At 56.7% G+C, this 13,313-nt stretch carries 10 protein-coding genes; 9 read left to right on the forward strand and 1 reads right to left on the reverse strand.

What is annotated here, in order from left to right; all coding sequences use genetic code 11:
- The first annotated feature begins 33 nt into the window (after positions 1-33).
- The 5 genes from FE784_RS12605 (at position 34) to FE784_RS12625 (ending at position 4,674) form a co-directional block, all read left to right on the forward strand.
- On the forward strand, positions 34-999 hold the full coding sequence (locus tag FE784_RS12605) for a hypothetical protein (RefSeq protein ID WP_139602550.1): 966 nt from the start codon (positions 34-36) through the stop codon (positions 997-999).
- A 56-nt stretch (positions 1,000-1,055) separates the two neighbouring features.
- Positions 1,056-2,054, forward strand: coding sequence for a hydroxyacid dehydrogenase (locus tag FE784_RS12610; protein ID WP_139602551.1), 999 nt, complete (start codon positions 1,056-1,058; stop codon positions 2,052-2,054).
- A 262-nt stretch (positions 2,055-2,316) separates the two neighbouring features.
- Positions 2,317-3,306, forward strand: coding sequence for a LacI family DNA-binding transcriptional regulator (locus tag FE784_RS12615; RefSeq protein WP_139602552.1), 990 nt, complete (start codon positions 2,317-2,319; stop codon positions 3,304-3,306).
- Between the two features lie 28 nt (positions 3,307-3,334).
- Positions 3,335-4,252 carry a ribokinase gene (rbsK, locus tag FE784_RS12620; protein ID WP_139602553.1) on the forward strand — a complete coding sequence of 306 codons (918 nt, stop codon included), beginning with the start codon at positions 3,335-3,337 and terminating at the stop codon, positions 4,250-4,252.
- Between the two features lie 35 nt (positions 4,253-4,287).
- Positions 4,288-4,674: a hypothetical protein gene (locus FE784_RS12625; protein ID WP_139602554.1), complete on the forward strand. Its 387-nt coding sequence runs from the start codon at positions 4,288-4,290 to the stop codon at positions 4,672-4,674.
- Between the two features lie 203 nt (positions 4,675-4,877).
- On the opposite strand, the gene FE784_RS12630 is transcribed toward FE784_RS12625, so the two are convergent.
- Positions 4,878-5,204 (reverse strand): hypothetical protein, encoded by a 327-nt coding sequence (locus tag FE784_RS12630; protein ID WP_139602555.1) that lies wholly within the window; start codon positions 5,202-5,204, stop codon positions 4,878-4,880.
- A 543-nt stretch (positions 5,205-5,747) separates the two neighbouring features.
- Here FE784_RS12630 and FE784_RS12635 point away from each other — a divergent pair.
- The 4 genes from FE784_RS12635 to FE784_RS12650 all read left to right on the forward strand — a co-directional run bounded on the left by FE784_RS12635 (position 5,748) and on the right by FE784_RS12650 (position 13,252).
- Positions 5,748-8,030: a helix-turn-helix domain-containing protein gene (locus FE784_RS12635; RefSeq protein WP_176706160.1), complete on the forward strand. Its 2,283-nt coding sequence runs from the start codon at positions 5,748-5,750 to the stop codon at positions 8,028-8,030.
- Between the two features lie 364 nt (positions 8,031-8,394).
- Positions 8,395-9,762, forward strand: coding sequence for an extracellular solute-binding protein (locus tag FE784_RS12640; protein WP_139602557.1), 1,368 nt, complete (start codon positions 8,395-8,397; stop codon positions 9,760-9,762).
- A gap of 12 nt (positions 9,763-9,774) precedes the next feature.
- The gene (locus tag FE784_RS12645) at positions 9,775-11,793 is read left to right on the forward strand and encodes a glycoside hydrolase family 28 protein (protein WP_139602558.1); all 2,019 of its coding nucleotides are present in this window, start codon (positions 9,775-9,777) and stop codon (positions 11,791-11,793) included.
- A 40-nt stretch (positions 11,794-11,833) separates the two neighbouring features.
- Complete coding sequence (locus FE784_RS12650) at positions 11,834-13,252, forward strand: hypothetical protein (RefSeq protein WP_139602559.1); 1,419 nt, start codon at positions 11,834-11,836, stop codon at positions 13,250-13,252.
- The last annotated feature ends 61 nt before the right edge of the window (positions 13,253-13,313 follow it).

Raw genomic sequence — 13,313 nt, forward strand, 5'->3', positions numbered from 1 at the left:
AGGCGATACAGGAAAACGGGGGAGTGCATGGCGATGGAGAATCGGGCGTTTTTGTCCCGTCCGCACCAGCTCGAACAAAAGCTTGCGCAATGGAAGGAGCAGGCCGGCGACCGTCTCAGGCTCGATTATGAGATGTCGTACAGCGGGCATAAGGTGTATGGCATTACGTTGTCCGATTGGTCCGTGCCGCAAAGCGACAAAGTAGCGGTATATGCAGCGCAGCCGCATGCGCACGAGCCTGCCACGACGGCAGGGATGATCGATGTGATCGAGCAATTGGTGTTCGGCCGTCATACGACGGGAAGCGCGACTAGCCTGGATGTGGAAAAAGTACTGGCCAAAACGATCGTCACGTTTAATCCGATCGGCAATCCGCTTGGCTCGGACCGTTCCCGGTACGACTACTATGACGGTTCCCAAATACCGAACGAACGATTTTGGTGCATCATGTTCGGAGAAGATCCGGATCGTCCGGGCAAGCAATGGCATCGTTACGATGTGTTCGATACGCGGGAGGTGAAGGCTCCCGACCCGATCGGCATCGTCTATGAGCCTGTAGACGATTTCCGCCATGTTGAACCGAACCGCAGTCAATTGTCGTCGTACTCGCGATTGTTTCGGCGCATGGATGCGCAATACCGGTATTTATACTGGCTGGATTTGCATCAGACGGAGTTCGTCAATTCGCCGACACAGTGCTGCATTTTGCTACCGCTGAAGGATGCCGCGCCACAATCCCTTCACGAAGGAAACGTCGCATGGGCGGAAGAAATTACGCAAGCTTGGCAGGAGGCGGGATATACGACCATTTCACCGAAGCACACCTCCTATACGGGAGTTCAAGCCGAGTACTTTCGCCAAAACTGGGGGAAGGTCCATCAGCGAATGAACCGGATCACTACGGAAGTGAAAAATAACGGAGCCGATTTTCCGGCGGATAAACAGATGGCTGCCGAAGCGCTGGCGATTGAGACGACTTTGCGGCGGTTGATCGGATAAGGATTCAGTCAAAAGATGTACGGCAAAGTTACAGAGCATCGGAAGGAGAACGTTCCATGACACGCAGCATATTGGTGCAAATTCCCGTCAATGAAGTATCGCAGTTTCTAGACAAGACGTCCAGGGCGCAGCTCGAATCGTTCGGACGCATCATATGGAATCCGCACAATCGGCCGCTTACACAGGAGGAACTGATCCGGTACATTCCCGAGGCGCACACAGTCGTGACGACTTGGCGCAGCGCTCCCGTGACGGACGAGGTGCTGAAGCACGCGCGGCAGCTCAAGCTGATTGCGCACATGGCCGGTGCGGTGAAGCCGTACATGACGCCGAATATATACGACCGGGGCATTCGCGTGCTGAATAGCGGGTTCGCCATTGCGGTATCCGTCGGAGAGTCGGTTCTGGCCATCATGCTGGCGCTTGGCCACAATATTGTCCAGGTCGACCGTCGTATGCGGAACGGAGAAGCATGGAAGGACGCAAGCCTCGAGACGTTTGAGCTGCGGGGCAAAACGGTCGGTCTCGTAGGACTTGGCATGGTCGCCCGAGAGGTCATCAAGGTGCTCCAGCCGTTTCAGCCGCGTCTGCTCGGCTACGATCCGTACTTCCCCGCCGATCGGGCGGCGGAGCTCGGCGTGGAGCTGCTGCCGCTGGCCGAGCTGCTGTCCCGCTCCGATATCGTTTCCCTTCATGCGCCGAAAATACCCGAGACGTACCGGATGATCGGACGCCGCGAGCTTGCCTTGCTCAGAGACGGAGCGATGCTGATCAACACGGCGCGGGGCGGACTTATCGATGAGGAAGCGTTGCTGGAGCAGTTGCGTACCGGACGGATAGTAGCGGGTCTCGACGTATTCGAGAAAGAGCCGCTGGCGGGCGACAGCGAATTCCGCAGGCTGCCGAATGTGCTGGCAAGGCCCCATCTGGCCGGAGTCAACCGGGATTCGAAGCTGCGCATCGGCTCTCTGCTGGTGGAGGAGATGCGCAGCTTCTATGAGGGCGGAACGCTGCGTTTCGAAGTGATGCGCCAACAGCTGGAATTGATGACGTGATTGAATATTTGAATGGACAATTACATGTTTACGTACCGGCCGGAGCATGACGGCGAGGTCCGTTCCTTGGTGGAACGGGCTTTTTTGTTTTCCAGGGATGCGGAAAGATGCGCTTGTTGACACCCGGCAACGGCTTCATTTATAGTATGTGTAACCGGTACCGTAACTATGAATTCTTTGTATTAAAGCTGTTATTGAGATTGTATGTAACTGTTTCCACATTGCGGGCAAGGTAACCGCGAAAGGCAAGTAGGTGAAATTCATGGCAACGATTCGTGATGTTAGCAAGCTGGCCAACGTATCCGTCGCTACGGTCTCCAGAGTCATCAATCAAAGCGGCTATGTCAATGAGGTGACGGAGAAAGCGGTGCGGCAGGCGATGGAGACGTTGAGCTACGTACCCAGCGATATGGCACGCAGCCTCGCCGGGAAAAAATCCGCGACCATAGCCTTGATCGTTCCGGACATCCTGAATCCGTTCTTTCCGGAACTGGCCCGTGCTGTCGAGGATGCGGCGCATCAGCTCGGCTACACGGTTATTTTATGCAACTCCGACCATGACCCGGAGAAGGAACGAAATTATTTCGGCATGTTGAAGAACAAGCGGATCGACGGCATTATTGTAGCTTCCTATACGATTCATCCGCAGCAGCTGCTGGAGCTGCAAAGGCAATCTATTGCGGCCGTAGTAATCGACAATCACTTTCCGTCGCATCCCATCTTGGCTCTTCAATCCAAAAATCGCGAGGGTGCCGTCATGGCGGTTCGTCATCTGCTGGACCGGGGCTGCACGACAATCGCCCATATTTCCGGTCCGTTGGAGATTTTGCCGTCCAGAGAGCGGTTGCTCGGCTACGAGCTTGTCATGCGGGAGCACGGAATGTTTGCCCCGAGCCTGATTGCGGAGGGAGATTTCCATGTAGAGGGCGGATACCGGGCCATGCAGGAGCTTCTCAAGCTTCATCCCGATATTGACGGTGTATTCGCGGGCAACGATTTGATGGCGATCGGCGCTCTGAAAGCACTCTACATAGCCGGCAAAGCAGTGCCGCAGGATGTAAAGCTGATCGGATTCGACGGCATAGCGCTTGCAACGGTCGTTCCGGAATTGAGCACGATCGCTCAACCCATCGCGGAGATGGGCAAGCTGGCCACGCATTATTTGATGCGGCAAATCCGCAACGAACCGGTCGAGTGCAAAACGCATGAGCTGGACGTGCGGCTGCTCGTTCGCCAGTCCACAACCGATTAACCAATATAGTGTAAAGGGGCCACTCTGCATGAAACGCACTCGCATAGTCGTCGTAGGAAGCTTGAACATGGATTTGGTCGTCAGCGCGCATCGGATACCGGAGATCGGGGAGACGATTTCTGGCCACGACTTTCACACGATACCGGGGGGAAAGGGGGCTAACCAGGCGGTAGGCTGCGCCAAGCTGGGAGCGGATGTTGCCATGCTGGGCGCCGTAGGCAATGACTCCTATGGAAAGGCTATCGTCGAAAGCTTGTTGTCCTATGGCGTGGCCACGGACAACATAGCTATTCTTGCGGATAATACCGGTATTGCCTCTATCATCCATACGTCGACGGATAACTGCATAATCGTTGTGCCCGGGGCTAATGCCGCGTTCGACACGGAGCGGCTGGCGGCGCTCGAGCCGCAAATCGCCCGGGCGGGCGTGCTGCTCGTGCAATTGGAGATCGATATCAAGACAGTGGAGAGAGCGTTGGAGGTGGCCAAGAGCAACGGCGTCACGACGATTCTCAACCCCGCTCCGGCGGTAAGCTTGCCGGAGCGTATGCTGCGATTGGCCGATTTCGTTACGCCGAACGAGACCGAGCTGGAGGTGCTGTGCGGCCATAAAATAAGCGGCGAAGCCGAGCTGGAGCAGGTGCTTGCCGGCTGGAACGAACGGTATGGAGGACAGCTGATCGTGACGCGAGGAGCGGCAGGCTGTTCCTACTATAGCGAGGGAAGGCTGCATACGGTTCCCGCTCTCTCCGTGGAAGTAGTCGATACAACCGGAGCGGGGGACGCCTTCAATGGCGCGCTGGCCCATTGTCTGGCGCAAGGCTGGCCGATGGAGAAGGCCGTTCCTTTCGCCGTAGCGACATCGTCACTGTCGGTGACCCGATTCGGCGCGCAAGCCGGTATGCCTCGGCTGCAGGAAGTGCTGGAGCGTTTGTCCGGCAGCTGAAGGGAACGCGCGACCCATGCGCCGATAGGAGGCGGATGGACGCTATTGCCGCATGGATCGGGCGCGGCGTCGCCCGAAGCTCTGAAATACGATCGCTTGCGAAGCTCCTTGCGGGCTTATTTCCCTTCGATGGGCAGAGCGGGGCGTCGGGTTGTTCCGTCGTCCCGCTTCTGCCTTTTTTTGCGCTTCTACAAGGATCGAACAATAGTGAAACTTTTTGGAGATTACTCTCCTATCCTTTTGCCTCGGCGGTTTCTATACTGGAACTAACTGATGAAGAAAGGATGATGGATGTGCTCGCACAGACAGAAGCAAGTGGGAGCGCCGGGCTATCCGCCAAGCCGGCCAGGCGGAAAGTCGAGCGCTGGGAGGCGCCCGTCGCCGGCTATTTGTTTATTTCGCCGTGGCTGGCCGGGTTTTGATTGGACTCCCCGGTACCGCGTTCGGGACGCTCGTGCTGCTGAACTGTTGGCGGAGCCACGCGCGAGTTCGCGGGTTAAATTGGATATGTAGATGAGCTCCCGCTAGCGGGAAATAGACAGCACTATAAAGGTTCATTTTTCGCACCGGAACAATTAACCAGAACTGAAAGCCCTTCCGTTTTTAAACAAGGAAGGGTTATTCGCTATTTTTGCGTATTTTGCAATTCTTCTTTTGAAACAATACGCCAGCCGTGTGCTTCAAGCTTCTTTATATACGTTTCTAGCGGTATTTCCTCCATTTCTATCGCAAGCGGTGTCAAAGAAACCCAGCATTCATCAGCAGCATAGTTGATAGTAACTTTTACAACTTCATATCCATTGTGAAATTGCGGGTGAAATCCCGGATCATCCAGTATATCCCCTGTGACAGGACGAATATTGGATTCGAATGTTTTCATCATGACTTCTTGTATATTCTTTTCTTTTCGTTCTTTTACGGATGTTATGAAAAGCATTAAATTTATTTTCATGGATGTCTCCTTCCTTTGTACTTACCTTTTGGAAGTATACCTCACAAGAACCAGTCGATCAATTTTCGCATCCTCCTCGACCTATGTCCCGCATCTCTCGGAGCCGTTCAATCCACGATGAGTTGTCGTAAATAGAGGAGCTGATTTCCGTTATGGCTCCGAATTTGGCTGCACTCCTGAATATAACGGCACAGGCTTCCGTTATTAGATCTGTCGGGGCGAAAATCGGTAGTGAACGGCGGAATAGTGGAGCGGTTTTCCGTTATTTTGCTATATACACTGGTAAATGGGTCGATAAGATACTCCAGTCCGCTCTCTCTGGACTTGCGGTCTCGCGAGCGCCGGCAAAGGCAGCAAGCTGTCACAACCGATCATGCGAGCAAGCGCCTTGTGTATGCGAATATGCTGTCGCAGGTAAAAATGGTGGTTGATCTTACTCGACAAAGAACGTTATGGACGCGATCATGGCTCTTCGTATACGATAAAGTGAAGGGCAGCGCTTCATCTGCCATCCCAACTTGCGGTTGTCATAGGAGGATCGCGATGAAATCGCGCAGATCGAAATATTTTTACAAGCTTATCGTATACGCCATTTGTCTCATTACGTTCCCGATGGCCATACTCGGCGTATTCTCCTATATTCACTCCTCGCACACGGTTCAACGAAAGGTGAACGACGGCGCCTTGCAAATGCTGCTGCAAATGCAGCAGCGCGTCGAGCAAAGCTTGCGGACGGCGGACAACGCGCTGACGCAGTATTCGCTGCAACCGTCGGTGCTGAGGCTGCTGACGGCGGAGGCGGAAAATGCGGGCATCGGCGGCAGCGGCCGGATCGAAGCGCTTCAGGAAGGACTGAGACGTATTCAGCTTTCCGATCTCGGTGTAGCCGATGTGCAGTTCATCCAACTGCGCGATCAATGGAAAGTAACGTACGGCGGTTACGAGCCGTTCGGACCCGGCGATTCGGAATACAAGGAAACGTATGGCGGACGCCCCGGCTCCCGCTGGATAATAGGCGAGAGGACGATCGATCTCGTCAAAACGCTGCCGATCGGTGCGCCGGAGCCGGCGGCAGTCATTTTGTTCAAGGTGCCGTATGGGGGCTTCGGCAAATATATGTTCCGACATCAGGAGCTTGGCGAACCGTTTATTGTCGACGATTCGCTTCGCGTTGTCGCGCATACGGACCATTGGACCCGGGTCGGCACCTCTGCGACGTCCATGCCGTATGCCCGCCAGCTGCTTGACTCGGAAGCCGATAGCGGATTGTTTAAGACGGAGCTCGAAGGGGAGCCGTACAACGTTATTTTCAGCAAGTCGGCCTACAACGGATGGACGTACGTATCGCTTCTGTCCGTCACCGAAATGACCCGTGAATCGGAAGCGATTAAATGGGTGACGCTTGCCGCCAGCGCAATTATTTTGCTTATAGGGTTCGCAGTCTCGCTATTGGGGGCAAACCGGCTGTACGGACCGATCCGGCGGCTATACGAGAGCGTTTTCCGTACCGAGGAAGAGGGGGGCGGACGGATGCCCGCCGGAGGCGAGGACGAGCTGCAGCTGATCGGCGAAAGGGTGAAAGCCGCGCTGCAGAGCGAGACGCGGATGAGCCGCGAGCTGAAGAGCCAGCGCGGCCGACTTCAGCATTTTTTCATGCTTAAGCTGTATTTGGGTCAGACGGATCCCGTGGAGCGGGATTACTACGAGGCTTCCCTGAGGCAGAGCTGGAACGCGATGAGCGTACTCGTGCTTCAGATCGATACGTTGGAAGGAACCGGTTATGCGGAGAAGGACAAGGAGCTGCTGCTGTTTGCCGTTACCAATATTGTAGCGGAAATCATGCCGCAGGCAGACCGGCTATTGCAGCCGATCGTCATGGGAACGTCGAAGGTAACGCTGGTCGGAAGCCCGCTTGCGGACGAGCAGGAGTACAGCGCATGGCTGGACGGGGAGGCGAAGCGCATCCGGGAGACAGTCAAGCACTACTTGCGTTTGCCAGTCAGCATCGGCGTCAGCAGCCCGTTCCGTTCGTTGCATGACGCCGGCCGGGGCTACAAGGAAGCGGGCGAGGCGCTGCAATACCGGATCAAGCTGGGGCACGAAGCGGTCGTTCATATCGGCGACGTCCGGCCGGACCGCAGTCTCGCGCCGGAATACCCGGAAAAGGTGAAGGACGAGCTGATCGAGGCGGTCCGCATGGGCGAAGGAGATCGCGCACGTCTATTGCTGGAGCGGTTTGCGCGGGAGGTGTTCGCCGTACCGCTGTCGCATCGCCAATACCAGATGCTCATGATCGCTCTGCTAACCGATTTGCTGCGCAGTCTGCAGGAATACGAGGGCGTGCTCCAGTCGTTGTACGAGGAAGAGAAAGCGCTATACGACAGGTTGTTCGAATTCAAGACATCGGCGGAAATGACAGAGTGGATCAACCTCTCGGTCATCAAGCCGGCAATCCGGATGTTGGAGGAGCGGAAAAACAGGCAGCACCGCGGCATTACGGACGAGCTGCTGCGCATGATCGAGAACGAGTACGACACTCCGCTTACGATCGAGCACTGCGCGTTCCGCATTCATTACCATCCGGACTACGTAAGACACGTGTTTCGCAAAGAAGCGGGCATGCCGTTCTCGGATTTTTTGGCCCGGCACAGACTGCAAATCGCCAAGTCGTGGCTGACCGGAACGGAGATGAGAATCGCCGAAATCGCCGAGAAGCTGCAATATACGAATGCGCAAAATTTCATTCGCTACTTCCGCAAAATGGAAGGGATGACGCCCGGACAATACCGGGATGCCAGGGGTTCCGGTTCGCAGGAACGACTGTAGCATGGAGTCTAGTACGCAAAAAAGCCGCGCATGATTACCGATGCAGCCGCTCGTGATTATCGCGAGCGGCTATCGGAGCGCAGCCGCGAGGGACGATTCGCCTGCTTCCGGCATGCAGCCGCTGCTGATTATGTACGTAACGGAAGGATGACCCTTATGATGGGAGGGCCGGGACGACCGTATCCGGATCGGCTCGGTCCTCTCCCGGCTTCTTACAACCGCGAGGCTGTTCTAATGGAGGCCGGAGACGGGGGCATGCGGAACTGGAACTACGCAGTGAAGCGCGGCGGAAGCGGATGCACGGGGGGACAGGCAAAAACCGGCGGGAACGCCGGAGAAAAAAACAAAAGGAGTGTACCGACAGATGAACGACAAGAGGAGCAAACGGACGACGCGCCGGCTGTTCGCCGCTCTCGCGGCAAGCGCGATTGCGGCAACGGCCGCAACCGGCTGCGGCGGCGGCAAGGAGGGAGCGGATGCAGGGGGGAAAGCCGCATCGCCGGCAACCGCCAAACAACCGGTAGAGCTGAACGTCACGACCGGAGCGGGGGGATCGACGATCGCCGACATCGAATCGCTGTTCAACGCGGAGGCGATCAGGAAGAAATTCCCGCACATCAAACTGAACTATATTCCGAAAAACCAAGCCGACGCCATAAAGTCGATCGAATCGTTAATGGTGTCCGGCACGCCGATCGACATTTACTTCGACTCCATCTATGTCTACATGAACACGCTGGAGCAATTCAAGCTCGGCTACGACATGTCGGCGGAGCTGAAGAAATTCAATATCGATCCGAACCAATACGATCCGAGCGCGCTTAACATCGCCAATTCGTCCTATTCGAACAAAGTGATCGGGCTGCCGATCACGAACACGATTCCCGTCCTGTACTACAACAAGGAAATTTTCGACCGGTTCGGCGTCGCGTATCCGAAAAACGGCATGACCTGGGACGAAATGTACGATATCGCCCGCAAGCTGACGCGGACGGAGGGCGGCAAGACATACCTCGGCTTCGCTTTTTCGTTCTATCACCATTTCTTCCACATGAACTCATTGTCGACGCCGTATGTCGATGCGAAGACGGGGTTAAGCGCTTTCACTTCGAATCCGGACTGGAAGAGGCTGATCGACGCCTCTATCGTCAAAACCTATGAGAGCACGGTTTACCAGAACTGGCTGAAGGAGAACAAGCGCATCCCGAAATTTGACGATTTTCTGCTCGGCACGGTGGCGATGCAGTTTTCTCAGGTGTACGGCGGCGGGGACATGCTGACCAAGCTCGAAACGTTCAATTACGGCGTCGTCTCCACGCCGATCTTTGCCGGCACGAAAACCGGCACCCAGCCGTATCCGACGTACGTGGGGGTATCCAGCACAAGCAAGCACAAGGAAGAAGCGATGGAAATCATCAACTATTTGGTCAGCGAGGAGCATCAGACTTATTTGGCGCGTGACAAGGGCGCGATTCCGGCGATCAAGAACGACGCGGTCCGCAAGCAGCTGTACGAAGGAACGCCGTTGAAAGGCAAAGGCTTTTACGAGGCGATTTACCATAATCCGCTCGCCCCGCTCGCCGACAAGACGATCTACGACGAGTCCGTCCGCAGCGTCTTCGACAGTGCCGGCATCATCAAGCTCGGGACGGGCCAAACCGACATCAACACGTATCTGCGGGAAGCCGAAGAGAAGGCGAACAAGAAGATCGAGCAGGAGAAAAGTAAATAAGGGGGCCTACTTGTGGCACATTATCGTTTGTTCAAGCTCGTGCTTGCGCCTGCAGTAATCGTACTGGCCGGCGTCATCGGCGGCCTGCTGTTCAAGCAGCAGGAAGCGCGCGCGGCCGACACGCTCGTCCGCTACACGGACGTCCCCGGCACGATTCCCAGCTCGCTGTTCACCGTTACGGCTACGACCTATGACGGCTTGAACAGCTATGCCATCACGGCCGAGAAGGTCGCCTCGACCCAGAGCGCCTATGCCGATGTAAGCTACGCGAGGTTCGCCTTCGCCGGAGCCGTCAACGTAAAGATCAAGGCGAGCAGCGGATCGATCGGCGATTACAGCATCAGCCCGATCCACGAAGGCATACAGCCGATCATAGATGCGGCCGACAATTCAATGACCATTACTCTGTCCAATCCGGGCAATGCAAGAGAACGGCCGATTCGGCTAATCGTGCATAAAAACTACAGCCTTGCCGACGAGAAGCTGTTCCTGCTCGCAGACCCGCTGGAAGAGAACGCGCCGCAGCCCGGACAGAGCGGGGTATATGACGTCACAGACTACGGGGCGGATAAGACGGGGGCGACGAACGCCCGATCCGCCATTCAGGCGGCCATTCAGGCGGTTAGCGACGCTGGCGGAGGCATCTTGTACTTCCCGAACGGCAAGTACAAGACGGGAGGGCTGCTCATGAAGAGCAACGTGACGCTGTATCTGGAAAGCGGCGCCCTTATTCAGGGAACGGGCGTCGATACCGATTTCGCCAGGGTGCCCGGCACGAACAGCGCTTATGCGCTCATCGGCTTTCCAGACGTATCCCATGCAGGCATTATGGGACGCGGCGTCATCGACGGCGCCGGGGCTAGCATGACCCGTTCGCTAAGGCTCGTCTATACGTTCAACAGCGACCATATCGACATCCGCGACGTTTATTTCCGCAATTCCGGCAAATGGACCGTGCACTTCGCGGGCTCGGAGGACATCGTCGGGCGCAATTACAAGATCATCAACGACCCGCTGCCGAGCACGGACGGGACGGATCCGGACAATTCGGTCCGGGTGGCGATCGACGGCATTTTCGAGTATACGCATGACGACGCGATTGCGGTAAAAGCTTCCCGCTATTACGGCGCCGTGGGCGCTACGCAGGATGTGACAATCAGCAACAGCGTATTCTGGACGATGAAATCGGGCATCAAGATCGGCAGCGAAATATTGGACAACGTTTCCGGCGTCACCTTCTCCAACAACGACATTGTATTTTCCGACCGCGTCATGGCCATCTATGCGAACGGAACGGCGACCATCAGCGATATCGAATTTATCAACAACCGGTCCGAGAAGGTGTCCGACGAGTATAAGAAAATGCTCGTGCATTTCTCCACCTCCTATGACAACAACGAGTACGGCTTCGGCCATATCGACGGGGTGCGCGTCACCAATCATACGGCGTATTACCCATCCCCGGCTCTGTCCGAGGTGAAGGGCTACGACAGCACGCGCGGGATCGCCAACGTGACCTTCACCGATCTGGTCGTGAATGGCGCGAAGGTGACGGAAGCGAACAAGGGCGGCACGTTCAAGCTGCCGTTCAACAGCTATACGTCGAACGTTACGTTCGCCTCCACGACGCCAGTGCCGCTCGAGGTCAGAGTCGAAGCGGAGGATATGACGCTCGCCGGCTATTCGATCGAGACGCAAACGAGCGCCTCCGGCGGCAAAATGATCAAGGCAACCGGCGCCGCAACCGCGACGTATGCGTCCGCAGCTCCCGCCGGTACGTACGATATCGTCGTCACGTATTACGACGAAAATGACGGCAGCTCGCCCATGTCCGTTTCACTGAACGGGACGGTTATCGATGCCTGGATCGCCAATCAAAATTTGGGCTCCGCTTCGCCCAACGCCGCGACTCGCGTGATGCGGACGATACTCGGCGTCGCTCTTCAGCCGGGCGACACGATATTGCTGCAGAGCGAGGCGAACGGCGGGGAAGGCGGCCGTATCGACTGCATGGACTTGATTCCCCGGTAAACGGACGCTGTCCCGAACCTGCGAAAAAGGAGACATTTTGATGCAATCGGATCAATTGTCAAGAAGAACTTTCATCGGAATGGCCGCCTGCACGGTATTGGCCGCCGCCGCCCCGCTTGTCCGACTCGTTCCCGAGACGGCGGCTGGCGCCGTCTCGCGCGGCGTAACCTCCAGCGTGTATTCGAACGAAAACCCGCCGTGCGACGATCCGGGCATCCCCGTACCGGACGGCTTCCGCTGGAATCCGGCGCCCCTGGCGTTGTACAGGAAAACCGACGGGACGATTGCGACGGACTGGGACGTTTCGGATTTCGCCTACAGGGGGGCGGGAAAGGCGTATTACGTCAGCTTGACGTCGGGCAGCGACACGAACGACGGAACGACGCTCGAAACCGCATTTCAATCGCTCGGCAAAGCGCTGCTGATGCCAGATGTGGACATCGTCTATCTCGATGAAGGCGTATACCCGCGCAAGCATGCATTTAATTCGACAACCATTCCGCGCAGCGTCAGTCTGATCGCGCTGCCGGGCAAGAAGGTCGTGCTCGGTACGCATGATTCGCTCGTCTGGTCGGCGGAGAGCGGACTGACCGGGACCTACAAGGCGGCGCGCACCTCGGTCGGCCGCGTGTTCGACGCCTCCTTCACCGATCCGTTCGGAGACTATGCCGAGCTGACCGTGCGCGGCTCCGCCGACGAAGTGGGCGATCATCCCGGCTCGACCTATACCGACGGATCGACGGTGTGGGTGAGGACGGCCGACTCGCGTCCGCCCGACGATCGGGTGCGCGTATATCTCGCAGTCAAAAATGCCAATATCGAAGGCGGGAAGACTTTGTACGTGGAAGGTATCAGCTTCGAGGGGGGCACGAATCCGCTTCGTGCGGCCAACTCCGCCGCCGAGCCGGACAATCTGAAGGTATACGCCAAAAACTGCAGGTTCAAATACGCTTCGGCGACGAACGGGCTGCACATACTCGGTGCGCGGGAATGCTTTATCCAAAATTGCGAGGCCGCCCGCAACCGCAGCGACGGCTTCAATTACCATCACTACAATAACAGGACGCCGATGGCCGTCGAAGTCGGCAGCATCGGGCGGCATAACGGCATACCCGGTCAAACGAACCAGAACGGCTCTACCTCGCACGACGGGGGGACGGTTATCCGCGTAAACGGCATGTATTTCTCCAATATCGGCCCGAACGTGGCCGACGTGAACGAAGCCACGCATAGCTGGAATGTCGGCTGCGTCAGCTGCGACTCGCGCGTCGGCGTAAGCACGACGCAGAACGTCAACTGGCAAAGCTACGGTCCGGGCAATCGGATGTGGCTGGATGATTGCGTATCGGTCGGTTCGCTGCACGATTTGTACGCGTCGTCATCCGCCGCCATCTATGTACGCAATGTAAGGTCTCACGGGGTGTGGAAGACGAACGGGGCGACGATCGCCGGCTATTGAGCCGGACGGCGGCTTCAGACGGAATAATGTCTTAGAGAATAGGCTCGTTCCCGATTGAGGG

The sequence above is a fragment of the Paenibacillus hemerocallicola genome (genome assembly GCF_006265175.1).
Classification (GTDB): domain Bacteria; phylum Bacillota; class Bacilli; order Paenibacillales; family NBRC-103111; genus Paenibacillus_AB; species Paenibacillus_AB hemerocallicola.

Bases quoted from the DNA above. Each gene is read 5' to 3' on its own strand.
- FE784_RS12605 (WP_139602550.1), top strand. From the start codon at position 34: ATGGAGAATCGGGCGTTTTTGTCCCGTCCGCACCAGCTCGAACAAAAG.
- FE784_RS12650 (WP_139602559.1), top strand. From the start codon at position 11,834: ATGCAATCGGATCAATTGTCAAGAAGAACTTTCATCGGAATGGCCGCC.
- FE784_RS12640 (WP_139602557.1), top strand. From the start codon at position 8,395: ATGAACGACAAGAGGAGCAAACGGACGACGCGCCGGCTGTTCGCCGCT.
- FE784_RS12625 (WP_139602554.1), top strand. From the start codon at position 4,288: ATGGACGCTATTGCCGCATGGATCGGGCGCGGCGTCGCCCGAAGCTCT.
- FE784_RS12635 (WP_176706160.1), top strand. From the start codon at position 5,748: ATGAAATCGCGCAGATCGAAATATTTTTACAAGCTTATCGTATACGCC.
- FE784_RS12630 (WP_139602555.1), bottom strand. From the start codon at position 5,204: ATGAAAATAAATTTAATGCTTTTCATAACATCCGTAAAAGAACGAAAA.
- FE784_RS12610 (WP_139602551.1), top strand. From the start codon at position 1,056: ATGACACGCAGCATATTGGTGCAAATTCCCGTCAATGAAGTATCGCAG.
- FE784_RS12615 (WP_139602552.1), top strand. From the start codon at position 2,317: ATGGCAACGATTCGTGATGTTAGCAAGCTGGCCAACGTATCCGTCGCT.
- rbsK (WP_139602553.1), top strand. From the start codon at position 3,335: ATGAAACGCACTCGCATAGTCGTCGTAGGAAGCTTGAACATGGATTTG.